Raw genomic sequence first — 25,354 nt, 5'->3', positions numbered from 1 at the left:
GATGGCGAGCGTTGCATGCGCGGTGCTCGCATGCTGGGGCATTCCTTGCCTTGCGAGCGACGCGCAAGCCCCGGCCGGTTCGAACGCGGCGGGCCAACTCGGCGCCGCGTGCGGCCCTATTGCGGGCGATCCCACGATCGCGCAAGCCAGCACGAAGCTGCCGGCGCGGCCCAAACGTATCGTCGTGCTCGAATTCATGTTCGCGGAAGCATTGGCTTCGCTCGATATCACCCCGGTGGGGATGGTCGATACGGCTTACTACCCGGCATGGATCGGTTATGACGCGCAGCGTCTGAGTTCGGTCCCCGACGTCGGCACGCGGCAAGAGCCCAGCCTCGAGGCGATAGCGTCGCTTGCCCCCGATCTCATCATCGGCGTGGGATTCAGGCATGCGCCGATTTTCGACGCGCTGCAATCGATCGCACCCACGGTCTTGTTTCGCTTCAACCCCGCGACCCAACGTCTCGGGATGCCAAACACGCAACTCGAATGGTCGCGCCGCATCTTCGATCGGATCGGTTGCATGACGGGGCGCGAGGCGCGTGCGCGCGCGGTGGAACAGACGCTCGATGAAGGCTTGGCGCGCGATCGCCGGCGGTTGGCGCAAGCCGGGCGAAGCGGCGAGCCGTTCGTCTTGTTGCAAGAGCTGGGGCTGCCCGATCGCTACTGGGCCTACACGGGCAATAGCATGGCGGGCGGCGTGGCGAGCAAACTCGGCATCGAGCTGTGGCCCCCCGAGGCGACGCGCGAGGGTACGCGCTATGTGACCTCCGAAGACTTGCTCGGCCGCACCGATACGAGCGTCCTGCTCGTCAGCGCGACGGCGCCCGGCGCAACGGCGCCCGGCGCAATGCTCGCGGAGAAACTCGCTTCGCCCGTTTGGCGGTACGTGCCTGCCAGGCGCGACGGGCGGATCGCGCTCGTTGAGCGTAATGTGTGGGGCTTCGGCGGGCCGATGTCGGCGCTGCGCTTGGCGAACGCGCTGACCGGCGCGTTGTTGGCGCTGCCGGCTCCCGCGCGCCAAACACACACGCCCGTTACGGCTTCGCCTCGCTGACGATCGCCCCGTTCTCGAGCTTGACGATGCGGTCGGCGGTGTCGAAGTACCGGTCGTCGTGTGTGACGACGACGACCGTTTTCCCCCGCATGCGCAACTCGGGCAGCAACTGTTCGTAGAACACGGCCTTGAACGACGGGTCTTGATCGGCGGCCCATTCGTCGAAAAGATAAAAGGGGCGATCCTCGAGATAGGCGACGACGAGCGCGAGCCGTTTGCGCTGTCCCGTCGAAAGGGCGCGCGTGGAAAACGCGCCGCGCTCGACGCGCACTTTGTGATCCAGTGCGAGCTTCTCGAGCAATGCGTTGGCCCGCGCGTCCGTTTCGGCATGGCCCGCGTCGTCGCTCGCATCGGCGATGCCGAGCAGCGTATCGAACAAGTGGAAGTCGTTGAACACCGCCGAAAACCGTTCGCGATACGCGGGCCGCATTGCCGCATCGATGCCTGCGCCATCGACTTCGACGATGCCCGTTTCCGGCTCATACAAGCCCGCGATGAGTTTGGCGAGCGTCGTCTTGCCGCTGCCGTTGCCGCCGACGATAAACACGACTTCTCCAGGCGAGAAGCTCAAGTCGATCGGCCCTAGGCGAAATAACCGTTCCTCGCGCTCGTGCATATACGAATGCGTCACGCTGCGCAGCGCCAGGCGCTCGAACGACGCCGTGCCGGATGCCGCGAGCTTTGCCATCGAGGCCGGAAGCGGGCTGCGTGGAGTACCAAAGCCCGCCAATACATCCTCGATGCGTGCGAGCGAAAGCCGCGCGGCGTTCAACGTGGGGATGTTGTTGAGCAGACCGTCGAGCGGCACGAGCATGAAGAGAAACACGATGACGTAGCTCGCCGCCTCGCGCGCATCGGCATGGGCGCCGAACGAAGGCATGAACGCCGCGACGCCGAGAAAGACGTAGAAAAGAAAGACGATCCAGCCGACGCCTGCCGCATAGGCGGTGAACGCATGGCGCCGCGCGTGACGTACTTCGTCGATGGCCGAGCCCAATCGGTCGCCGAGGAAGCGGCGAGCCCGTTCGCGGTGCAGCCGCAACTCTTTGGCGCCCGTGAAGAGCGCTCCCAAATGATCGAAGAGGCGGTCTTGCGCACGGCCCGCCCGCGCGAGCGCGGTCAGTGCGCGCGCGTCGCCGAGCCGGTAGCCGAGCGAGCCGATCGCGATCGCGGACAGCGCAAGCAGGCATACGGGCCAGGACAAGTAGGCGAGGTAAGCCAGACACCCCGCCACGATCGAGCCGTGCATGACGAGGTTGGGCAATGCGAAGAAGAGCATCGAGACGTTCGTGGCGTCGTCGGTCAGGATCGATTGCACGGGCGCGGCGCCGATCCGTTCGAGTTCGCGTAGCTCGGCGTGAGCCACCCGCTGGGCGACGTGGGCGCGCAGGTTGCCGATCGTGTCTTGCGACAAGCGCGCGAAGAGCATGCCCGAAGTGACGCGCGTGGCGAGCGCGATGCAAGCGCATGCGGCGAAGCCGAGGGCGAGCCGCTGCAGTTCGGAAGCAGGGGGCGAGGGGGCCGCCAGCGCGCGTTCGAGGGTCGCGACGAGCAGCACGCTTGCCGCACCGTTGACGACGCAGGCAACGAGCGCGCAGACGAACGTGCCGCGCGATTGACGCAGCAACGTGAGGAGCAGTTGCGTTGCCGGCCGCGATGAAGTCGGGGCGGCGAGAGACGGTGAAGGGCAATGGGCAGTCATCGATGGCGAACGAGTTGGGACGAAGGCGTCACGCATAGCGTGTCCCTCGATAGACGAATCAGCGACCCGAAGTTTTAGTCGATTGCGCCGTTGCGCGGACTGATATGCCGGGCGGATACGGGGCGGGCACGAACGAATCGACGGCATGCCGCGAGAGGGTCCTAAAAATTTCCGATCGAGAAACGTCATTGGTCTGAAGCTGCCGCAAAACGGCGCGCCCGACGATCGCTTTCGATTCGTCGATGTCCGCGCCGGGGGCGGCGCAATGGACCAATAGAGGGACTTGATGCCCATGACGACTTTCCCGACCGCTTTGCACCATCGCCTGCATCGCCTTGCGCGTCTCGACCACGATGCGCCCGCGCTGGCATCGTTCGAACCGGATACGACCCGCCTGAGCCGGGGCGAACTCGATCTGCGCGCCGCGCGCCTCGCCACCGTTTTGCGCAACCATGGGGTTGGCGTGGAAACGCGCGTGGGGGTGTGCATCGAGCGCTCTTGCGATCTATTCGTTGCGTTGCTTGCCGTGCTCAAAGCCGGCGGCGCGTTCGTGCCGCTCGATCCGCGCTTGCCGGCCGACCGGCTCGAATGGATGGCGCGCGATGCCGGCGCCCGCGTATGTATCGTCGGCGCGCACGGCCGGGAGCCGGTTCTGCGCGGGCTGACTCATATCGATGTTCGGGCGGCGCAAGACGCGAACGTGACGCCGCTCGACGCAGGACCGACTCAGCCGCATGCGGCCGCCTACCTGATTTATACGTCGGGCTCGACGGGAACGCCGAAGGCCGTCGTGGTCGAACATGGGCCGCTGGCGGCGCATTGCGATGCGGTCGTCGGCGCCTATCCGATGCACGAGGCGGATCGCGTACTGCATTTCGCGTCGGTGGGCTTCGATCTCGCGCACGAATATTGGCTGGCGCCGTTGGCGGCCGGCGCGAGCATCGTCGTTACCGGGCCCGGTCCGCTCGAACCCCGAGCCGTATTGGCGCTTCTCGAGCGTGAGCGCGTCACCGTCGCCGCGTTTCCGCCGGCTTATCTGCAAGCGCTCGCCGAAGCGGCGGCGCCGGGCGGCGTGCCGCGCGCACTGCGGGTGCTCGCGTTCGGCGGCGAGGCGATGACAGCCGACCGGTTCGAGCGCGTGCGAGCGGCGTTTCCGGGCGTTCGCTTCATCAACGGCTATGGTCCGACCGAAACGGTGATTTCGCCGATGCTATGGCCGCTCGATGCGACCTATGTCCTCGAAGGCGCCGGCGCGGCCTCGTTGCCGATCGGACGTCCGATCGGGCCTCGCGCCGCCCGCGTATCCAAGGGCTCTGGTGGGGATGGCCAGGCGGGCGAGCTGCTGCTCGGCGGGGCGTGTTTGGCGCGCGGCTATCACGGGCGGCCGGCGCTGACGGCGGCGCGCTTCATCCCCGACGAACACGGGAGCGCGGGTTCGCGTGTCTATCTCACGGGCGACTTGGCTCGGCTGCGCGAGGACGGGGCGTTCGACTATCTCGGCCGTCTCGACGATCAAGTGCAAGTGCGCGGGATTCGTGTCGAGCCCGGCGAGATCGAGCAGGCGTTGCTCGCCCATGAGCGGATTCGCGACGCGGCCGTACTCGCGGACAAGTCGAACGCTGACGTGCGCTTGATGGCATTCGTCGCCGCCGATGCGCCGATCGACGAGGCACACGTGCGCGAATATTTGCTTGCGCGCCTACCGCAAGCGTGGATTCCCGCACGCACGATCGTGCTCGATGCACTCCCGCGCGCGCTGAGCGGCAAGCTCGATCGACAAGCGTTGCTGACGCTCGCTCGGCTGCAGCCCTCGGCCGCCGCCTCGCGGCCACCGGTCGAGGCGACGGCGCGCGCGCTGGCGGGTGTGTGGCACGCCATCGTCGGCGGGGCGCCGATCGGGCTCGACGATCGATTCTTTTTGCGCGGCGGCGATTCGATCGGCGCAATGCAAATGCAAAGCGCGCTGCTGGCGCAGTGGGGCATTCGCGTCCCGCTTGCCGTGCTATTCGAGGACAAAACGCTCGAGCAGTTGGCGGCCATCGTTGCGGCGAGCGAGGGCGACGAGGCAAAGCGCCATGCGTTGCCGTCGTTCGACGCTGCCGCAGCGAGCGTGGATAGCGACGGGGACGATGAATGCAACGGTGGCCGCGATGGCGACCTAAGCGACGGCCGTCTCCCGTACGCGGTGCATCCGGCATCGCTCGCGCAACGGCGCTTCTGGGTGCTGGCGCGAATGGGCGGCGCCGCGCACGCTTATCACATCGCCGCGCACTGGCACATCGAAGGCCGCATCGATTTCTCGGCCGTCTCGCGTGCCGTTGCGGCGCTCGTTCAGCGGCACGATGCATGGCGGACGACGCTCGCCGAGGACGAGGACGGCAACGTCGTGCAACGCGTCTACGCGCGCGTGAACGTGCCGGTCGAGTCGATCGATCTGCGCGGCGTCGATGCGGCCGGGCGCGATGCTCGCGCTCGAGCGATCGCCGAGCAGTGGGCCGAAGCCCCGTTCGATTTGACGAACGGGCCGCTCGTGCGCGCTGCGCTCGTGACACTGGACGAGGATCGCCATTGCTTGATGATCACGCTGCATCACGCGATCGGCGACGGCGGGTCCTCGCGCATCGTTTTCGACGAACTGTCGCAGGCGTACGCCGCGTTTTGCGAGCAGCGCGAGCCGGCCTGGCGGGCATTGCCGCTCCGTTACGCCGACTTCGCGCGGCGCCAAATGCGGTGGCTCGACGAAGGCGCCCGCACGAGCCAACTCGCGCACTGGCGCGCCGCGCTCGCCGATGCGCCCGGCGCGCTTGCCCTACCTGTCGATCGACCGGTGCCGGCCGAGCGAACGCTTCGCGGCATGCGGGCGGCGCGCAGGCTCAACCCCACCGTTTCGCGAACCATCCGCTCGCTCGCGCGCGAGACCCGCGGCTCTACGTTTATCGTGCTGGCGGCGGCGCTGCACGCCTGGCTGTATCGATTGACCGGTACGACGGATATCGTCGTCGCGGCGCCCGTGGCGAATCGTCGCGAAGGCGATTTGGCGCCGCTCGTCGGGCTGTTCGTCAACACGGTCGCGCTGCGCGCCCGCGTCGCGCCGCTTGCCTCGTTTTTCGCGTTGCTCGCACAGGTTCGGGGCTCGACGCTGGCTGCTTACGAGCATGCCGACGTGCCGTTCGACGAGGTGTTGGATGCCGTCGCTCCGCCGGTTCGGCGCGGCACCGAATGGCTGCGCGTCAAATTCGCTCAACAGTTCGTGTTCGGCGAGCGCGTGGCGCTGCCGGGCGCGACGGCGCGCTTGACGCCGGGGCCCGACCGCGCCGCTCGCTTCGATTTCGCGATCGACTTCACCGACGATCCGCTCGGCGTCGAACTCGTTGCCGCTTGGGCAACCGATTGCATCGACGACGATACGGGCCGGGGCTGGCTCGATAGCTTTGCCGCGCTCGTCGAACACGCGGTGCGCGAACCCTCGGCGCCCGTGGCCTCGCTGGACTGTCATGACGAAGCAGCGCCGGCGGTTCTGACAGGCCCCTCGCCCGTGTTCGAATTCGCCGACGTCCTCGAAGCATTCGCGCATCACGCAGCGCACACACCCGAGCGTGTCGCCGTGTCGGACGATATGCGGACGCTGACTTACGCCGGTCTCGACGCGGCATCGTCGGCGGTGGCGCACGGTTTGCGCGAGCACGGGATCGGTGCGCAATGCGCGGTCGCGCTCGGCATCGAGCGATCGGTCGAGTTCGTCGTCGCACTACTCGGCGCGATGAAGGCCGGCGCGATAGCGGTGCCCCTCGATCCGGCCGCACCCGCCGCGCGCGTGGCGCAGTGCTTGGCCGCTTGTTCACCGCACGGTTTGATCGTGGCGGAACCCGCGCCCGCGTGGCCCGGCTTGCCGGTGCCGTCGCTGCGCTTATCGGAATTGGAGGCGCTGGGGCGGCAAAGCGCGCGGCAGGCCGACGCGGGCCCGGCGCATCGTCACGGCGAGCAGGCCGCGTACTTGATATTTACGTCGGGCTCCACGGGTGTGCCGAAGGGCGTGATCGTATCGCACCGGGCGCTCGCCGATTACGTGCAAGGCATGTTGGCCACGCTCGATTTCGCACCGGGCGCGAGCATGGCGATGGTGTCGACGGTGGCGGCCGACCTGGGTCATACCACGTTGTTCGGCGCACTGTGCGCCGGCCGCACCTTGCACTTGCTCTCGCCAAGCTGCGCCTTCGACGCCGATCGTTTCGCGCACGCCATGCATAGCCGCGGTGTCGGCGTATTGAAGATCGTTCCGAGTCATTTGCGCGCATTGCTCGAGGCCAGACGTCCGGCCGACGTCCTTCCGAGCGATGCGCTCGTTTTGGGCGGCGAGCCGTTGCCGCACGCGCTCGCCATGCGTATCCGCGAGCTCAAGAGCGCGTGCCGGATCATCAATCACTACGGACCGACCGAAGCGACGGTCGGCGCGCTCACGCTCGAGCTCGACCCGGGCGAGGGCAAGGGCGGGCGCGCATTCGCGGCGACAGGGCGCCCGCTGCCGAATGTCCGCGCTTGCGTGCTCGATGCGCTGGGGGCCCCGGTGCCGAGAGGCGCATACGGAGAGTTGTGCCTGGGCGGGCCGGGGCTTGCGCACGGCTATGTCTGCCGTCCGGCGACGACGGCGGAGCGCTTCGTCCCGGACCCGGCCGGTGCGGCAGGTGCCCGGCTCTATCGAACGGGTGACCGCGTGCGAATCGCAGCGGACGGCGCAATCGAATGGGCGGGACGGCTCGATGACCAGGTCAAGATTCGCGGCTATCGCGTGGAGCCGGCGGAAGTGAGCGCGGCATTGGCCGAAATGCCGGCAGTCGTGCAAGCCGAAACGCTCGCCGTGCACGATGAGCGTGGCGTTCGGCTCGCCGCGTTCGTCGTGCTCGATCGAGCCGCGCGTTCCGACTTGGGCGAGGACGGCGGCGCGCGGCTTCGTTCACGCTTGGCCGAGCGCTTACCGGATTACATGGTGCCGGCCTCGATCGTGGTGGTGAATAGTTTGCCGGTGACGGCCAATGGCAAGGTCGACCGCGCGAGTTTGCGCGAACTCGCGAAGGCCGCGGAGCGGGACGGCGCGCGCCCGTTCGACGAGCCGCAGGCGGGCGTGCAAAGCGCGCTGGCGCAGGTGTGGAAAGACGTTCTGCGCGTCGATCGCGTGGGCCGCGACGATAATTTCTTCTCGCTCGGCGGCGATTCGATCGTTGCGCTACAGGTCATCGCCCGGTCGCGCAGGGTGGGGATTCGTTTCACCCCCAAGCAACTATTCGATCATCCGACGCTTGCGCAATTGGCCGCGGTCGCCGTGCAAGAAAACAGCCGGCCGGGCGATGCCGAAGCCGGTGCCGGTGCCGCTGCGAGCGAGCGTGCGTCCGGCGAGGCGGTGGAGCTGACGCCTGCGCAGCATCGATTCTTCGCGCTCGATGTGCCGCATCGGCATCATTGGAACCAAGCCGTCGAACTCGAGCCCCTGGGCCTGTTCGATGTCGATGCGTTCGCCCAAGCGCTGGGCGCCGTGTTGACGCATCACGACGTATTTCGCTTGCGCTTCGTCAAGGCGTTGCAAGACGGCCGCGAATGGCGCGCGCTGCACGATACGCGTACCTTCGACGGCGTGCTGCTCGTGGTGCGGGACGTACGTGACCGTGAGCAGGCATTGGCTTGCTTCGATACGTTGCAACGCGAGATCGACCTCGAACGGGGTCCGCTCGTCCGCGCGCTCGTTGCAACGTTGGCGGACGGCGCCGTGCGTGTGTTCGTCGCGATTCATCACCTGATCGTCGATGGCGTCTCGTGGCGCATCGTCCTCGAGGATTTGCATACGGCATACGAGGCCGCGCTCGCGCGCACGGTGCCGAGGCTGCCTGCCGCCTCATCGGCCACCGCACCGGCCTGGGCGGCGCGCTTGCGCAAGAGGGCGTCCATGTTCGCGCCGGAACTCGAATACTGGCTCGCGTTGCGCGATGCCGCCCCGGGGCTGCCGCACGGCGCGCGCGAGCCGTGGGCAAGCACGGGCATGGCGGCGATGCCGAACAACGCCACCGCGCGTACGCTCGTTCGGGGCGTGGACCCTCAACTGACGCAGGCGCTCTTGACCGACGCGAACGCCGCTTGGCGCACGCAAACGCAAGACTTTCTGCTGGCCGCATTGGCGTATGCCATCGGCGATGCAAGCGCGAGCGGAACATGTTTGGTCGAATTGGAAGGCCATGGCCGCGAGGCACTATTCGACGATATCGACGCGAGCCGCACGCTCGGCTGGTTGACGAGCCACTATCCGATGGCGCTGCCGGTCGGTCCGTCGTTGATCGGCACCCTGACGGCCGTCAAGGATGCGAGGCGCGCAATACCGAACCGCGGCTTGGGCTTCGGCGTGTTGCGCCATCTCGGCGACGAGGCGACGCGCGCGCAATTGGCTGCCTTGCCCCGGCCTCAGGTTACCTTCAACTATCTGGGCCGCTTCGAGGCGGTTCGGGGCGAGCGCTTTGCCGCCCGTTTCGGCGGCGTGGGTTGCGAGCGCGATCCCGCGGGCCCAATGGCGAACGCGCTGGCCGTGCATGCATTCGTCGATGAGACTCGCACGCTGCGCGTGCACTGGGTGTATAGCACCGACGTTTTCGACGACGGATCCATCGCGGCGCTCGCCGCGCGTTTCGAAGATGCGCTGGCGTCGCTCGCGGCCGAGTGTCGCAAACGTGTCGCGACCGAAGGCGGCGGCGCGACACCCGGGGATTTCCCGTTGGCGCGGCGTGCCGGACTCACGCAGGCGGCAATCGATGCCGTTCGGTTCGATTGGCGCGCCATCGACGACGTCTATCCGCTTTCGCCGATGCAGCAGGGCATGTTGTTCCAGTCGCTGTTGGCCCCCGAGCAATCGACCTACGTGAACCAACTCGTGGCGACGCTCGACGCGCCCGACGTGGAGCGTCTGACGGCCGCGTTCGAAAGGGCGGTCGACAGGCATGACATATTGCGCACGAGTTTTCTGCCGGAGAACGACCCGCCGGTACAGATCGTGCATCGGCGCGCGGCGCTGCCGGTGGCGCAGCTCGACTGGCGCGCACAACCGGATGCGGATTTCGAGCAATGGCTCGTATCGGATCGCACGCGCGGATTCGTGCTGTCGGCCGCGCCGCTGATGCGGCTCACGTTGATCTGCATGAACGAGCGCACGTGGCGGCTCGTCTGGACGCGCCACCACTTGTTGCTCGACGGATGGAGCACCGCGAGGTTGTTCGCCGAAGTCCTGAACGAGTACGCCCAAGGGCCGCAGGAACCGATGTTTCGAACGGGGCAGGCCACGCGCTATCGCGACTTCATCGCATGGCTCGGCACGCGCGACGAGGCAAGCGAGCGCGCGTTCTGGCTCGAACGCCTGGCGCGGCTGGACAGCCCAACGTTGGTCGGGACCGAAGCCGCGATGCGACCCGGTGCTGGCCGCCATGGAACTTGGCAAGCGCAATTCGACGCGGCTGCCACCGAAGCACTCGTGGCGTGCGCGCGTCGTTTGCGCGTGACGTTGAACACGGTGGTGCAGGGCGCTTGGGCCTTGGCGCTGCACCGTATGACGAACCAGCGCACCGTCGCTTTCGGCGCCACGGTGGCGGGCCGCCCCGAGGCGTTGCAGGACGTGGATGCGGTGCTCGGGTTGTTCATCAATACATTGCCGGTCGTTGCCACTGCGTCGCCGAGCGAGCGCATTGCCGATTGGCTGTCGGCCCTGCAACGCGAGAGCGCCGCATGCGCCGAACACGCGCACACGCCGTTGTTCGAGATTCAACGCTGGGCCGGCCGCAACGGGGCCGCGCTGTTCGATACGTTGATCGTGTTCGAGAACTACCCTGTGGACGAAGCGTGGGCGCGCAAGGACGATGCCGCGCTGCGTTTTTCCGAAGTGCGTAACGTCGATGCGACCGACTTTGCCGTTACGCTCGCGGCGCAGGCCGGAGAGCGGCTTTCGATCGACTACGGATTCGACCGTGCCAGAGTTTCGGACGAGCGCGTCCAAGCACTGCATCGTGCTTTCGCTCGATGCATCGAGGCGTTCGTGGCCGATCCTCGGGCCACGCTCGGCAGCGTGTCGATCGCAACGGATGACGATCTCCTGCAACTCGCTCGATGCAACGCGACGGCGAAGGTGTGGCCCGTGCCGCAACGGGCGCCGCTGCATCGCCAGTTCGAGCAGCGGGCGGCAGCGCACCCTGACGCCACGGCGTTGCTGTGGCGCGAGGGCGATGCGCCGCTCGGCACGCCGCCGCTGCGCGTGACGTATTCGGAACTCGATGCGCGCGCGAATCGCGTGGCCGCATCGTTGATCGAAGCCGGGGCGAGGTCCGATGCTCCGATCGCACTGTGCCTCGAACGTTCGGTCGAGATGGTCGTCGCGTTGCTGGGCGTCATGAAAGCCGGCGCGGCGTGGCTGCCGATCGATCCCGACTATCCGCCCTCGCGTATCGCGTACATGCTCGAAGACGCGCGGCCGGTCTGTGTGGTGACCCAGCGTGCGTTGTTCGATCGCGTCGTTGTTGCCGCGCCCGGCGGCGCGGCCGTGCATTGCATCGACGCGCTGGAATCGCGGTCGCGCTTGCCGCGGCCGTCGGCGCAAAACGCCATGACGCTCGCCGCGGCCGACGCCGCCGCCGAAACGGGCGCGGCCACCGGCGAACTCGCGTATCTCATCTATACCTCGGGGTCGACGGGGCGGCCGAAGGGCGCCGGCAACACGCACCGGGCGCTCGCGAATCGAATCGCCTGGATGCAGGATGCGTATGCCCTCACGCGCGAGGACGTCGTCCTGCAGAAGACGCCGTTCGGCTTCGACGTGTCGGTATGGGAATTCCTCTGGCCGCTCTCGGTAGGCGCGACGCTGGCGCTCGCGGCGCCGGGGGCGCATCGAGAGCCCGCGCGCCTCCTCGATGAAATCGAGTCGTTCGGCGTGACGACGATCCACTTCGTGCCCTCGATGCTGGCCGCGTTTCTCGCGCATTTGGAATCATTCGGCGGTGCTTCGCGCTGCGGCCCGATCTCGCGGATCGTCTCGAGCGGGGAGGCGCTGCCGGGCGAACTCGTCGTCAAGGCGCATGCACTGATGCCCGATGCCGTCGTGCACAACCTTTACGGCCCGACAGAGGCCGCGATCGACGTGTCGCATTGGACCTGTCACGCCGGCTCGCCGCATGGCGGAGCGAGCGTACCGATCGGCATGCCGATCGCGAACACGCAACTGCACGTGCTCGATGCGGCGCTCCAACCGGTGCCGGCCGGCGCCGTCGGCGAGCTCTATTTGGGCGGCGCCGGACTCGCGCGCGGCTATCATCGCCGCCCGTCGCTGACCGCCGAGCGCTTCGTCCCCGATCCGTTCGTTCCGGGCGAGCGCCTGTATCGCACCGGCGATCTCGCGACGCGCAGGTCCGATGGCACGCTCGACTATCTCGGGCGCGCCGATCAGCAGGTCAAGCTGCGAGGCCAACGCATCGAGCCGGGCGAAATCGAAGCGGTATTGCGCGCGCAGCCCGGCGTCGACGATGCCGTCGTGATCGTGCGCGACGAGCAACTGATCGCGTACGTCGTGCGCGCTAGATCGGCGCGGTCCGATCGCGCCGATCTATTCGCACGGCTGCACGCGCACCTGCCGGGCTATATGGTCCCAGCTCACCTGATCGAACTCGATGCGCTCCCCGTCACGCCGAACGGCAAATGCGACCGGGCTGCGCTGCCCTCGCCCTCGGCTGGGGCCGGGGCCGGCTTCGCGGCGCCGGCGAGCGACACCGAGCGCGAGCTGGCCGCGATTTGGGAGCAGGTGCTGCGCGTGGAGCGAATCGGCCGCGACGACGATTTCTTCTTGCGGGGGGGCCACTCGCTGCTGGCGGCCGCCGCGCATGCAAGGACGAACCGGCGATGGTCGCTGGCGCTACCGCTGCGTCTGCTGTTCGAGGCACGCACGCTTGCGCGTTGCGCCGCGTCGATCGACGAGGCGTTGGCGGCGCGGGAGCGGGCGGGGCAGCGCGACGCCTATGAAACGATCGGCGCCTTGCTCGATGAACTCGAGGCGGGTTGAAACGAGGATATCGACGATGAATTCGATTTCAACCGATACGGCCGATACGGCCGATACGACCGCGCCTCGGCCGATGGCGTCGAGCGCGGACCTTTCCTCGCTGGCCGAACGATTTGCTCGGCTGCCGGCCGCGCAGCGCGCGCGCTTCATCGGCAAGCTCGGCGAGGCGGGCATCGACTTCCGCCTGCTGCCGATCCCAGCGGGGGCGGCGCCGCCGGTATCGAGCGCGTCGTTTGCGCAGACGCGCATCTGGTTGCACGCGCGCTTGATCGACGAACCGGCGGCCTATCACATCACGTTGCGCCTGCGACTGGACGGTGCACTCGAGCACGAGCCGTTGCAGCGCGCGTTCGATGCGTTGGTCGCACGCCATGAGGCGTTGCGCACGGCTTTCGTCGAGTCGGCGGACGGCGGGTTGGAGCAGCACGTCATGGCGAGTGCGCGGTGTCCGTGGCGCATGAGCGACGTGAGCGAAGTTAGCGAAGCCAGCGAAGTTATCGAGCCGGGCGCGCCGCGCTCGGCCGAGTCCGCCGCGGCCGATATCGCGCGGCTCGAAGAGGCCGAGGCGTTCGATCTCGCCCGCGCTCCGCTGCTTCGCGCGCATTTGATCGTGCTTGCACCAAGCAAGCATTGGCTCGTCTTGACGATCCATCACATCGTCGCCGACGGATGGTCGATCGATGTCATGCTCGGCGAGTTGTCGGCGTGCTACGACGCGTTCGTGGCAGCGCGCGCCGATGCATCGCCATCATCGCCGTCGCCCGCGCTCGCTCCATTGCCCATCGGGTATGCGGACTACGCACAGTGGCAGCGGCAGTGGCTCGAGGCCGGCGAGGGCGAGCGGCAACTGGCGTTTTGGCGCCGGAGCCTGGATGCGGCAGCCGGCGCGCTGTCCTTGCCCGGTATGCGCGCGCGCCCCGCACAGCGCAGCGCGCGGGGCGCGCGCCATCATTTCGTGCTCGACGCGGCGTTGGGCCGCAGGGTAGTTTCCTTCGCCCACACTCGGCGTGCGACGCCGTTCGCGGTGTTGCTCGCGGCGTTGCACGCGCTGATTGCGCGCGCCAGCGGGGAGCGGCGCATCCAAATCGGCGTGCCGGCCGCGAACCGGACCCGCGCGGAGACAGCCGGCTTGATCGGTTGCTTCGTCAACACGGTCGTCGTGCCGGCGGACGTATCACCGCGTGGCCGTTTCGATGCGCTCGTCGATCAGGTTCAACGCGCGCTCGTCGATGCCCAATCGCACGAAGAAGTGCCGCTCGATCGGGTCATCGAGGCATTGGGTGCCGCCCGGCAAGCGAGCCACCATCCTTTGTTTCAAGTCATGGCCACCTATGGCGTGGCGCAGCCGCTGCTTCGATTCGGCCGCGCGCGGGCAACGCCGCTGCCTACCGATCTGTGTTACGCGAAGTTCGACCTGGCGATGGGTTTCGAGGCCCGCGAGGACGGCGCCTTCGACGCGGCCTTCGTCTACGCGCAAGACTTGTTCGACGCGAAGACAGTCACGCGCTTCGCCGGCCGATACGAGCACTGGTTGACCCATGCGCTCGCGACGCCCGAGGCGGCGATCGGCGACATCGAATGGCTGACTGTCGAGGACCGGCACGAAATCGATTCGGCCAACGCCGCCGCGGCACGCGCCGTCTCGCCCGCTTCGGCGTTCACGCCGATCCACGTTCGAATCGCCGCGCTCGCGGATGCCGAACCGCATGCATGCGCCGTCGCCGACTCGGTCACGCGCTTGACGCGCGCCGAGCTCGAGGCGCGCGCCGACGCGCTTGCGCGCCAACTGATGCGTTCGGGCGTGGGGGCGGAAGCGCGCGTGGGCGTCGCGCTCGGCAGATCGGTCGACACGATCGTCGCGCTGCTTGCGATCTTGAAGGCGGGTGGGGCGTTCGTTCCGCTCGATCCGTCACATCCCATCGAACGCACGGCCTATGTGATCGACGACGCTAGGATCGATGTCGTCGTGACGCAGCGCGCGTACGCGGACAAGCTGCCGTTGCGCCCGCCTATGCGCGTTTGCCTGATCGATGATTTGGAAACGGATGGCTTATCTCCTGATCCGCACGCCGGCGCGTATCCCATGCCGCACCCGCGGCAAGCCGCGTATCTCATCTACACCTCGGGCTCGACCGGTGCGCCCAAAGGCGTCGTGGTCGAGCATGGCGCGATCGCGATGCACTGCGAGGCGATCGCCGAACGCTACGGAATGCGCGACGACGATCGCGTCTTGCATGTCGCCTCGATCAACTTCGACGGTGCGCACGAATGTTGGATGGGTCCGCTCGCCGCGGGCGCGCAGGTGCGGCTGAGCGACGACGGGCTGTGGTCCCCCCAGCAAACGCTCGCAACGATGGCGCGCGAATCGATCACGGTCGCCGCCTTCACGCCCGGCTATGCGCTGCAGCTCGCGCAATGGGCCTCGCGCCATGGCGCGCCCGCGTCGCTACGTTCGTTGACAGTGGGTGGGGAGGCGACCTCGCTGCAAGCGTGCCGCGCGCTGCGGGCGGCTTTTCCGGGCGTGCGTATCGTCAACGGCTACGGCCCGACCGAAACCGTGGTCACCCCGTTGCTGTGGATGATCGAAGGGGGCGACGATGCGCCGCACGCGCAAGCCTCGGCGTACCTCCCGGTCGGCACACCCGTCGGCGCGCGCACGGCTCACGTGCTCGATGCGGGCATGCGGCCGTTGCCGATCGGCGCCGTCGGCGAGCTGTATCTGGGCGGTTTCGGCGTCGCGCGCGGCTATCACGCGCGCGCGGCGCTGACCGCCGAGCGGTTCGTACCCGATCCCTACGGCGAGGCCGGCACGCGTTTGTACCGGACGGGCGACCTCGTGCTTCGCCGCGGCGACGGCGTCTTCGAGTTCCTCGGCCGCATCGATCATCAAGTGAAACTGCGCGGCTTGCGTATCGAGCTCGGCGAGATCGAATCGAGGCTAATCGGACATCCGAGCGTGCGCGATGCCGTGGCGCTCGTGCGCGGGGCGGGCGGCGACGCCACGCTCGTGGCTTACGTCGAGGCGCTCGGCATGCCTTCGCCGGTCGATGGCGAAGCGTTGTGCGCCTACCTGCGCGGCCTGGTGCCCGATTACATGGTGCCGTCGAGCATCGTCGTATTGGAGCGATTGCCGCGCAATCCCAACGGCAAGATCGACCGCGCCGCGCTGCCGTCGCCGCCGGCGCCGGAGCGGCACATCGAGACGCCGGCGCCTGGCATCGAGACGGCGCTCGCGCAAATCTGGCGCGACGTGCTCGGCGTGGATCGAATCGGTCGCAACGACGACTTCTTCGCCCTCGGCGGCCATTCTCTGAAAGCCGTTTCCATTGCCTCGCGCGTGGCGGAGCGGCTAGGGCGCGATGTTTCGGTACGCGCGCTGTTCGAAGCACCGGCGCTCGCGGCCTACGCGCAGCGAGTCGAGCAAGCACCGGCGCACACGGCTCCGGCGCGTAATGCCGAATTCGATTCGCCCGAGCGTAATGCGAGCCGCGAACTCGCGCCCCACGGACGCCTGTCCCATGCGCAGCGGGCTCTTTGGTTTCTCTGGCGGGCGGGGCCCACGACTCCATCGCACCATATCGCCGTCGCGATGCGACTCACCGGGCCGCTCGATACCGGCGCGCTTCGGCGAGCGCTGGAGGCGATGGCGCGATCCCAACCGGCCCTGCGAACGGGCATCGTCGCCGCAGAGCAGCCACGGTTGGTCGTCGCGGCCACGGGCTCGGCCGAGCTCGTCGTCGACGATCTGCGCGCGCAAACGGCCGAGCAAGATCGTCTGGCATGCGCGCGGCGTCGGACGGACGAAGACGCGTTGCGCCCGTTCGCGATGACGGGCGCGCCGCTCTGGCGAGCGCGCCTCATGCGTCTCGACGAGGACGATCACGTCCTCTCGCTCGTCGTCCATCACGCCGTGGCCGACGGTCGATCCATCGCGCTTTGGCTCGACGGACTGCGCGAGGCATACACGGGTAGGGCGGACCTGCGTTATGCGGCCGCCGGCGCATCGCAGGTGCGCTCGCGGCTGACCGCGCCACGCGCGCCAGCCTTTCCGCCGACGACGATCGAACGCGACCTAGCGTATTGGCGCGAGCAATTGCTCGACGCCGCGCCACTGCGCCTGCCGAAGCCGGCGCGCCTCTCGGAGGCCACGCCGGCGGGTTGGGGCGCCACGCGCATCGCGTTCGGGTTCGACCGCGCGCTCGCCGAGCGGGCGCGAGCGTGCGCGCAAGCCGCACAAGCGACGCTGCCGATGCTCATGCATGCGGCACTCAATATCGCCTTGGCGCGCGAGCTAGCCGTGTTCGACCAGCCCGTTGGCGCACTCGCATCGAAGCGCGATGCGGCGAACCGAGCGGCCATGGGCTTGTTCGTCGAAACGCTGATCGTCCGCACTCGCCTATCCGAGGATGCGACGTTGCTCGACGTGGTGGTGGCCGTGCGCGATGCGACGCTGTCGGCTTACGACCATCTGGCGGCGCCGCTCACTGAGGTCCTGGGCGCCGAACGTGACGAGCGCGGGGACGGCCATCCACTGCTGGCGGCGCTGTTCAACTACGTTCGCGCCGAAGCCGCACCGAACCGATGGGGTGCCCTTCACGTGACTTCGTTCAACGACGTCCGGCGCCGGATGTTGTTCGAGCTCGAACTCGATATCGCCGAGGAAGCGAACGGCGAACTGCGCGGCGCGCTCTCCTTCGCTCATGAGCGAGTCGATACGGATTTCGCCCGGCGTCTTGCGCAAACCTATGTCGAGGCGGTCGAGCAATTGGCTAACACGCCGGCGGCGCGCGTTGCATTGCGCGGCATCGCCGCGTCGCGCGCGGCCTCGGTCTTTGTGGAACAGCAATGAGTGAGAACGATCAGTTGTCCGAAACGAATCTATCGATCGCCTATTCGGGTATGGAGGGCATCCCCGAGCTTCGCGTCTCATGCGTGGGTGAAACGATCACCGTGAACCGAGGGGGCGTGGCAAGCGCAGGGGGAGATTCGCCCGTTTTGCGCGCGCAGTGGCAGCCGCCGCGCGGGCTATACGGACTGACGTGGGACGCGGCGGCGCACGGCCGGTTGCGGCATGCGGCAGTACTGGCGGCGCTGTCGGCTGTATTCGCCGACGATCGTTCGGGCCGCGCGATTCGTCTCGATGCCGGACACGCCGGAGGCGCGGGCCGGCACGCCGCCGATTGGTTGCGCCGTTGCGGCGTATTGACCGCCGGCGGCTGGTGCTTGCGCGAGGCATGGGCGCAGCAGCCCGACCTGTGGCTAACGCGCGCGGCGCCGTTGCCACCGGCGGCGCTCAGCTACGAGATGACGGGCGGTATCCGCCATCCGCGCCGCGCGCCTTACCGGGACGGCGTCGTCTATACGCGCGAGATCCCCGCGTTCGGCCATCGTTTCACGCTGAGAACCGCATCGATCGAATCCGACTTGCCCTTGCTGCATCGATGGCTGAACGAGCCGCGCGTGAACGTCTTCTGGGGGGAAGCGGGCGGGATCGAGGCTCATCGGGCCTACCTCGAGCGGCAGTTGACGTCGCCCCATGTGCATCCCTTGATCGGCGCGTTCGACGACGAGCCGTTCGGCTACTTCGAAGCGTATTGGGCCAAGGAGGACCGCATCTCGCCGTTCGCCGAGCCGGGCGAACACGATCGCGGACTGCACATGCTGGTTGGAGCGACCCGTTGGCGCGGCGCACGGTGCGTGGCTGCTTGGCTGCCCTCGCTCGTGCATTACCTGTTTCTCGACGATCCGCGCACACAAGCGGTGGTATGCGAGCCGCGCCACGACAACGTTCGCATGATCGCGTATTTGCGCGAGCACGGGTTCGCCGCGGTGCGGCCGTTCGATTTTCCGCACAAGCGCGCCTTGTTGATGCGCACCCTCCGCGAGTCGTTTTTCGACGCGCGGTCCATCTGACGACACAACATTTCGACTAGGAGAATCGTCATGACGACACGAGACGATGCGTACGACCTCATCGGCGTCGGCTTCGGTCCTTCCAATCTCGCGTTGGCGGTGCGCTTGGCGCAAAGCGATGCGGCGGGGACGTTGCGCACTGCCTTTCTCGAGCGCCAGCATGAATTCGGCTGGCATCGCGGGATGCTGCTCGACGATAGCCGCATGCAGATCTCATTTCTGAAGGATCTCGCGATGCTGCGCGATCCCACGAGCCGCTTCACGTTCGTCAACTACTTGTTCGAACAAGGACGCTTGCAGGATTTCGTCAATCTGAAGCAGTTCTATCCCACGCGGATCGAATTTCACGACTACCTGCGTTGGGTCGCTCGCGGCTTCGACGACTTGGTCGGCTACGGAGAGGACGTCGCCTCGGTCCAGCCCGTGTTCGATACGCGCGACCGGCGTGTCGTGACGCATTTACGCGTGCGCTCGACCGATGCCTCCGGACGGTCGCGCGAGCGAGCCACGCGTGCGCTGTCCGTCGGAATCGGCGGGACGCCGGCCGTGCCCGCGCCGTTCGCCGCGCTGGCGTCGCGGCGCGATCCGGCGCTCGTGCATTCATCGGCCTATCTGTCCTCGATCGAACGCGTGGTCGGCGACGGTTCGGCGCGTAAACGCGTGGCCGTCGTGGGCGGCGGCCAGAGCGCGGCCGAGGTGTTCGTCGATTTGACGCGGCGCTTTGCGCACGTGGACGCCACTTTGATCATGCGCGGCCCCGCGTTGCGTCCGGCCGACGATAGTCCGTTCGTCAACGAGATCTTCAATCCGTCATTTACGGACACGGTCTACGCGCAATCGGACGACGCTCGACGCGCGACGCTCGAAACCTTCAGGAGTACGAACTATTCGGTGGTCGATCGGCCGTTGATCGAGTCGATCTATGAACTCTTCTATCTGCAACGCGTGCGGGCGGACGCGCGTCATCGGTTGCTGGCGAATGCGCAGATCGACTCGGCGCGGCGAATCGATTCGAGCTTGGCCGCTCGTTCGGATACTGCAGCCGACACGAGCGGCCCCATCGAATTGCTGGTGCGCGCCGGCGTGGACGGGCAGCGTTCGGTCGAGCGTTTCGATGGCGTCGTGTTGGCGACGGGGTATCGGCGCGATGCGCACTTGAAGCTCTTGGAGGGCATCACCGATGCGCTCGGCGAGTCGCCGGCGCACTGCAACGTGGGTCGCGATTACCGATTGCAAACGGGCGAACACTTCCAGCCGCGCATCTATCTGCAGGGCTGCTGCGAAGACACGCATGGGCTCAGCGACACGCTGTTGTCGGTACTCGCTTGCCGAGCGGACGAGATCGCGGCCTCGCTGCTGCAGCCCATCGCAAGAAACGGAAAGCACGATGCCATTCGCGCGCAAGCGCATACCGGGGCGAGCGACAGCCGAGAGGCCTTCGCTCTGTAATCGACCGCCGTCGCGGCGCGGGTGCCGCGCGGCATGAAACAGTGAAAAAAACGGAGTCATCGATGGAGTGGTTTGACGGCAAGGAACGGCGAGCGATTGCGGTGGCCGCGAGTGCCGCGCTATGGGCCGGGGCGCAGGGTTATGCGCATGCGCAGTCCGCGCAGCGAGAAGGTGAGGGAAGCGCGGCGGTGCAAGCCGCGCCGAGCGGCTCGGGCGCCGTTGCCGCGGGTGGCGTCTTGCCGACCGTGCGCGTGCAGGGCGGGAGCGCGAAAGACAGCGTGCGCGGCTTCGTCGCCCGTCGCACGAGCACGGGCACCAAAACGGACACGCCGCTCGAGGAAATCCCGCAGACGATGAATGTCGTGACCGCGGCGCAAATCGAGGCGCAAGGCGCGCTTTCCGTCAACGAGGCGCTGCGTTACGTGCCCGGCTTCTCGTCGTATGGCGCGAGCACGCGTTCCGATTGGTATACGGCCCTGCGCGGCTTCACCCCGAACGTCTATACGGATGGTTTGGCCGTCCCCTCGACGCTCAACCTAGCGGCATGGCGCATCGATCCGTATCAAATCGAAAGCGTGACGGTGCTGCGCGGGCCGACCTCGGTGCTTTACGGCCAGGGCGATCCCGGCTCGCTCGTCGACGTGCAAACGAAGCAGCCCACCGCCGAGCCTATCCACGAGATCGAAGCGCAGCTAGGCACCGACGCGCGCAAGCAAATCGGTCTCGATCTCGGCGGGAAGCTGAACCGCGACGGCACCTTGACGTACCGTTTCGTCGGCGTGGGGCGCGACGGGAACATGCCCACCGGCCCGAATGCCGATCAACGCCTCATGCTCGCCCCGTCGGTTAAGTGGAGCCCCGATGCGGATACGTCGTTCACGCTGTCGGCGACTTATCTGCACGACAGCACCGATGTTTCCGATAACTTCTTACCGGCCGTGGGCACGATTTTGAATAATCCCAACGGTCCGATTTCACGCAGTCTTTATACGGGCGATCCGTCGTTCTCGCGCTACGACAAGCGGCAGTGGTCGCTCGGCTATGCGTTCGAGAAGCGGCTGAATGCCGTTTGGACGCTGCGCCAAAACGTGCGCTACGCGCATTTGTCGTTGAACAACGAGACGGTCTATGGGGGCGGGCTCGATACGTCCGACCCGACGCAAGCGACGCTCACGCGCTATGCCGGGTTGTTTCAGCCGAACTACACGCGCCTCGACATCGAAAACGATGCGCAGGCGCAATTTCACACGGGTTCGATCGAACATACCGTGCTGTTCGGGCTCTCTTATAGCCGACAGTTGTCCACCGACAGCGAACAGGCGGCGTTGGCGCCCAGCCTGAATCTGTACAACCCGGTGTATACGCCGGTGACGACGGCGATTTTCTCGGGACCGGCGTCGTTCGGGCCGACCGATGTGCGCACGACGCTCGATTCCATCGGGTTATACGCGCAAGACCAGATCAAGCTGACGCCGCGGGTGGTTGCCACGATCGGCGGGCGCGAGGACATCAGCCGCACGCGCACGCAAAACGTCGTCGCGGGCACCGTTCAGAGCCAGCGCAACACCGCGTTCTCGGGCCGCGTGGGCCTCGTCTATCTCGGCGACTACGGCTTGTCGCCCTACGTGAGCTATGCGACCTCGTTCAATCCCGTTATCGGCGTGACGGCGGGCGGTACGCCGTTCGCGCCCACGCGCGGCAAGCAGATCGAGGCGGGCCTGCGCTGGAAGCCCACGGGCAAGAACCTGATGATGACGGCGGCGATCTACCAGATCGACCAAACCAACGTCCTCACCCCGGACCCGAACGATCCGACGCACGTGAACAGCGTGCAGACCGGCCGCGTGCGTTCGCGCGGGGTCGAACTGAGTGCCGTGGGCAACGTGACGCGCGATTTGACGGTGGCCGCGGCATACGCCTACCAAGACGTGAAGAACGTCGAAGCGAACGATGCCTCGTTGGACAAATGGCCCGTCGCGATTCCGCTGCCGCGCGAAACGGCTTCGTTATGGGGCGATTGGACTTGGCACACGGGGCCGCTGGCCGGGTTGGGGCTGGGCGCCGGCGTGCGCTACACGAGCGCGGCCGCGGGCGGATTCGACAATGCGCTGGAAGTACCGGCTTATGCCTTGTTCGACGCCGCGATTCATTACGACGTCCGAAATTGGCGCCTTTCGGTCAATGCGACGAATCTTTTCAACCGGCGTTATGTGACAGGGTGCCAAAGCGATGCCGCGTGCTTTTACGGCAACGGCCGGACCGTTGTCGCGACGGCGCGCTACGACTGGTGACGAGCGGAGGATATTCGATGAACGAGGCGCCAGTATTGCTCGATACCGTTCGCGCGCGAGAAACGGCGATCCGCTTACCGTACCCGGCATCCGACGACCCGGCCGCGCTGTTGCCGAGCTTGGCCGAGTGGTTCGGCGCCGAGCGCGATCGCACGACGGCGACGATCGCGTTGCCGTGTCCCGCGGTGAGTCCTCCCGCCGGTTCGGGCGCCCGGATTTCGTCGTTCGCGATACGGGCCGTGCGCGGCGGGGTGGCCGATCGCGTGACGCGCGACGGCGACACGTTGTTCGTCCACACCTCGCGCGCTACGTTCTGGCAGCATCCGTCGCCGTGGCTGGTGGCGCCGTCCTCGGGCGGTGCCCCCATCCGCTATGTCGTGAACGGCGCGCGTCGCCATCCGGCGCGGCCGCCCAAGCCCGCGGGTGTCGTCTATCGGCGCTACCTCCCGGCGCTCGACTCGACGTTCACGCTGCGCTCGGTGGACGTGGGCGAAGACACCGAGCGATTCCATCGCTGGATGAACTCGGACCGCGTGGCCCGGTTCTGGGATTTACGCGGCACGCGCGAGGAGCACGCGGCTTACCTCGAAGCACAATGCGCCGATCCGCACGTGCATCCGCTCATCGGCTGCTTCGACGATCGGCCGTTTGCGTATTTCGAGGTGTATTGGGCGAAGGAGGATCGCATCGCGCCGTTCTACGATGCGCACGACTTCGACCGCGGGCTGCACTTGCTGGTCGGCGAACGCGATGCGCACGGCCCCGGCAAGCTGCACGCGTGGTTCAACAGCGTCTTGCACTACATGTTCCTCGACGATCCGCGCACGCAGCGTGTCGTCGGCGAGCCGCGCATCGACAACACCCGCAATATCGCCTATATGCACCGGCTGGGCGCCTACACGCTCAAGGAGTTCGATTTCCCGCACAAGCGTGCCGCGCTCGTCGTGCTCGAACGCGACACGTTTTTCACGCACCACGGGCCCTGACCGCCGGCGGTGCGCCGCGGCGCGTCAATCGCCGGTCCGGCCTGGCTGTCGATCGGGTTCGGGCTCGGGCGTGCCGATGTCCGGCACGTCGTCGGGCGTGCCGGGGCTCGGCGCATCGGGGACGACCGGCTGGTCGGGGATCGGCGTGGTGATGGGATCGCTGGCATCGATGCGCATGAGGCACTCCTCGTGGGGCAAAGTGGAACCGAGGTTCGGATTCAAAGGTGGCCGTGCACGCCCCCGCCTTGCAGTTCGGGAATATTGCCGGGCCGATCGTGGACGACCAGTTGGTCGTCGATTTCGGCGACGCCCGAAATCGCACTGATGGTCTGCACGAGCGGCGTATGTTCGGCCGCGAGCACATGTCCCGCGAGTCCCACGCAACCATTGCTCGCGGTGACGTCGATCGCGCAGTCGGAATTCGATCGCTCCCGCCGCGGGAGCGCGACGAGTCCGTCCTCGGTGGAGCATCGCGCGTGCCCCCGCACGGCATGCTTACGCGCCGCCCCATTGCATGCTGAGGCCGCCGTCGATCGTCCACGTTTGCCCCGTCACGTAGTCGCCGTCGTCGGACGCGAGAAACAGCGCGACGCGGGCGATCTCATCGGGCTGTCCCGCGCGATGCCACGGAATGACCGAAAACGACTTGTCGCGTTTTCCGGGGTCGTCGAGACGGCTTTGCGTCATCGGCGTTTGAATGAGGCCGGGGGCGATGTTGTTGACGTTGATCTTGTCTTCGGCCACTTCGCGCGACAGGCTGCGCGTCAGCGAGCCGACACCGGCCTTGGCCATGCCGTAGGGCGCGCTGCCCGGGGTCGGTAGATGTTGGGCGACCGACGAAATATTGACGATGCGTCCGCCGCCGCCGCACTGCTTGCGCAATCGTATGAAGGCACGGCAGCAAAAGAGCGGGCCCATCAAATCCGTGCGCAACACACGTTCGAGTTCGGCGTCTTCGATTTCGGCCACCGGCTTCGAGCTCGCGCCGACGCCCGCGTTGTTGACGAGAATGTCGAGGCCGCCGAGTTCGCGCACGGCTTGGCCGAATGTGCGCTGGACGCTCGCCGGGTCTCCGACGTCGCCCTGCATGACGAGGCCGCGGCGGCCCGCGGCTTCGACGCGACGGCGCGTGTGCTCCGCGCCCTCGCGATCGGTGTGATAGACGATGGCGACGTCGGCGCCTTGTTGGGCGAAGCATTCGGCGATCGCTTGTCCGATGCCGGAATCGGCGCCCGTCACGAGCGCGCGTTTGTCTTTCAATTTCATCGAGAGCTCCGATGCATAAAATGGGCGATTGACACGTCCCGGCAAAGGCGCAAGCGCCGTGCCGCCCGGTGGGGCACAATGCCTGCTCGCTCGATGGGATCAATGCGCGCCTCACGTGCCGAGGGTTCGGTGGACGGCGTGCCGGGCTTCGGATGGTGGGAGGCGAACGGTCATGACGCAAGAGAACGGTTACGCGAAGACGGCGCCCACGCGCGCCGAGGTGGATGCCCTCAAAGGGGCGGCGGTGCTCGAGTTCGGCACGGATTGGTGCGGCTACTGCCAGGGCGCGCAGCGCCACATCGCCGCCGCGCTCGGGCGCGCTCCGCAACTCAGTCATATCAAGATCGAGGACGGCCCCGGGCGAGCGCTCGGCCGCTCGTTCAAAGTCAAACTGTGGCCGACGCTGATCTTTTTGCGCGACGGCGTAGAGGTCGCGCGCGTCGTGCGTCCGAGCGACGCGCGCGATTTGGAAGCAGGCGTGGCTGCGCTTTTATAACCTCGAGCGGCCACGCCGCACTGCCGATGAACGCACTGCGCAATCGCCGTGCCCCGGCGGCTCCGCATTTTCCCTTGGATTTGGGCGGCGCGATTTTATGGAATCCACACCACCGCCTGCAATTC

12 protein-coding genes are annotated in these 25,354 nt (G+C 67.2%); 8 read left to right on the top strand and 4 right to left on the bottom strand.

Annotation, left to right across the window (positions count from 1 at the left end):
• Position 1 precedes the first annotated feature (1 nt).
• A complete protein-coding gene (locus tag C0Z18_RS10400; protein ID WP_102645332.1) occupies positions 2-1,057 on the top strand; it encodes an ABC transporter substrate-binding protein in 1,056 nt (351 codons plus the stop codon).
• Here the strand turns inward: C0Z18_RS10400 and C0Z18_RS10395 are convergent.
• Positions 1,038-2,759, bottom strand: a complete 1,722-nt coding sequence (locus C0Z18_RS10395) for a cyclic peptide export ABC transporter (protein WP_102645331.1) — start codon at positions 2,757-2,759, stop codon at positions 1,038-1,040. The genes C0Z18_RS10400 and C0Z18_RS10395 overlap by 20 nt on opposite strands.
• 292 nt (positions 2,760-3,051) lie before the next feature.
• Here C0Z18_RS10395 and C0Z18_RS10390 point away from each other — a divergent pair, with 292 nt between their 5' ends.
• The 6 genes from C0Z18_RS10390 (at position 3,052) to C0Z18_RS10365 (ending at position 23,467) form a co-directional block, all read left to right on the top strand.
• A complete protein-coding gene (locus tag C0Z18_RS10390; RefSeq protein ID WP_102645330.1) occupies positions 3,052-12,828 on the top strand; it encodes a non-ribosomal peptide synthetase in 9,777 nt (3,258 codons plus the stop codon).
• Between the two features lie 16 nt (positions 12,829-12,844).
• On the top strand, positions 12,845-17,677 hold the full coding sequence (locus tag C0Z18_RS10385; protein ID WP_158244218.1) for a non-ribosomal peptide synthetase: 4,833 nt from the start codon (positions 12,845-12,847) through the stop codon (positions 17,675-17,677).
• Positions 17,674-18,741 (top strand): GNAT family N-acetyltransferase, encoded by a 1,068-nt coding sequence (locus C0Z18_RS10380; RefSeq protein ID WP_233217263.1) that lies wholly within the window; start codon positions 17,674-17,676, stop codon positions 18,739-18,741. The genes C0Z18_RS10385 and C0Z18_RS10380 overlap by 4 nt, the downstream gene beginning before the upstream one ends.
• A 30-nt stretch (positions 18,742-18,771) precedes the next feature.
• Complete coding sequence (locus C0Z18_RS10375) at positions 18,772-20,190, top strand: lysine N(6)-hydroxylase/L-ornithine N(5)-oxygenase family protein (RefSeq protein WP_102645328.1); 1,419 nt, start codon at positions 18,772-18,774, stop codon at positions 20,188-20,190.
• Positions 20,191-20,252: 62 nt separating this feature from the next.
• Positions 20,253-22,481 (top strand): TonB-dependent siderophore receptor, encoded by a 2,229-nt coding sequence (locus C0Z18_RS10370; RefSeq protein ID WP_102645327.1) that lies wholly within the window; start codon positions 20,253-20,255, stop codon positions 22,479-22,481.
• A 17-nt stretch (positions 22,482-22,498) separates the two neighbouring features.
• A complete protein-coding gene (locus C0Z18_RS10365; RefSeq protein WP_102645326.1) occupies positions 22,499-23,467 on the top strand; it encodes a GNAT family N-acetyltransferase in 969 nt (322 codons plus the stop codon).
• 24 nt (positions 23,468-23,491) lie between these two features.
• Here the strand turns inward: C0Z18_RS10365 and C0Z18_RS32925 are convergent, their stop codons facing one another.
• The 3 genes from C0Z18_RS32925 to C0Z18_RS10355 all read right to left on the bottom strand — a co-directional run bounded on the left by C0Z18_RS32925 (position 23,492) and on the right by C0Z18_RS10355 (position 24,733).
• Positions 23,492-23,644 carry a hypothetical protein gene (locus tag C0Z18_RS32925; RefSeq protein ID WP_158244217.1) on the bottom strand — a complete coding sequence of 51 codons (153 nt, stop codon included), beginning with the start codon at positions 23,642-23,644 and terminating at the stop codon, positions 23,492-23,494.
• 41 nt (positions 23,645-23,685) lie between these two features.
• Positions 23,686-23,847 (bottom strand): hypothetical protein, encoded by a 162-nt coding sequence (locus C0Z18_RS32920; RefSeq protein WP_158244216.1) that lies wholly within the window; start codon positions 23,845-23,847, stop codon positions 23,686-23,688.
• 115 nt (positions 23,848-23,962) lie between these two features.
• On the bottom strand, positions 23,963-24,733 hold the full coding sequence (locus tag C0Z18_RS10355) for an SDR family NAD(P)-dependent oxidoreductase (protein WP_102645324.1): 771 nt from the start codon (positions 24,731-24,733) through the stop codon (positions 23,963-23,965).
• A 172-nt stretch (positions 24,734-24,905) separates the two neighbouring features.
• Here C0Z18_RS10355 and C0Z18_RS10350 point away from each other — a divergent pair, with 172 nt between their 5' ends.
• Entirely contained in the window at positions 24,906-25,229 is a 324-nt protein-coding gene (locus tag C0Z18_RS10350; RefSeq protein WP_102645323.1) for a thioredoxin family protein, read from the top strand.
• Positions 25,230-25,354 lie beyond the last annotated feature (125 nt).

Origin of the sequence: Trinickia dabaoshanensis (genome assembly GCF_002879885.1) — a bacterium.
Lineage (GTDB): Bacteria > Pseudomonadota > Gammaproteobacteria > Burkholderiales > Burkholderiaceae > Trinickia > Trinickia dabaoshanensis.
This window is presented reverse-complemented; position numbering and strand designations above follow the sequence as displayed.

Bases quoted from the DNA above. Each gene is read 5' to 3' on its own strand.
- C0Z18_RS10355 (WP_102645324.1), bottom strand. From the start codon at position 24,733: ATGAAATTGAAAGACAAACGCGCGCTCGTGACGGGCGCCGATTCCGGC.
- C0Z18_RS10370 (WP_102645327.1), top strand. From the start codon at position 20,253: ATGGAGTGGTTTGACGGCAAGGAACGGCGAGCGATTGCGGTGGCCGCG.
- C0Z18_RS10390 (WP_102645330.1), top strand. From the start codon at position 3,052: ATGACGACTTTCCCGACCGCTTTGCACCATCGCCTGCATCGCCTTGCG.
- C0Z18_RS10400 (WP_102645332.1), top strand. From the start codon at position 2: ATGGCGAGCGTTGCATGCGCGGTGCTCGCATGCTGGGGCATTCCTTGC.
- C0Z18_RS10385 (WP_158244218.1), top strand. From the start codon at position 12,845: ATGAATTCGATTTCAACCGATACGGCCGATACGGCCGATACGACCGCG.
- C0Z18_RS32925 (WP_158244217.1), bottom strand. From the start codon at position 23,644: ATGCGCATCGATGCCAGCGATCCCATCACCACGCCGATCCCCGACCAG.
- C0Z18_RS10375 (WP_102645328.1), top strand. From the start codon at position 18,772: ATGACGACACGAGACGATGCGTACGACCTCATCGGCGTCGGCTTCGGT.
- C0Z18_RS10350 (WP_102645323.1), top strand. From the start codon at position 24,906: ATGACGCAAGAGAACGGTTACGCGAAGACGGCGCCCACGCGCGCCGAG.
- C0Z18_RS10365 (WP_102645326.1), top strand. From the start codon at position 22,499: ATGAACGAGGCGCCAGTATTGCTCGATACCGTTCGCGCGCGAGAAACG.
- C0Z18_RS10380 (WP_233217263.1), top strand. From the start codon at position 17,674: ATGAGTGAGAACGATCAGTTGTCCGAAACGAATCTATCGATCGCCTAT.
- C0Z18_RS10395 (WP_102645331.1), bottom strand. From the start codon at position 2,759: ATGACTGCCCATTGCCCTTCACCGTCTCTCGCCGCCCCGACTTCATCG.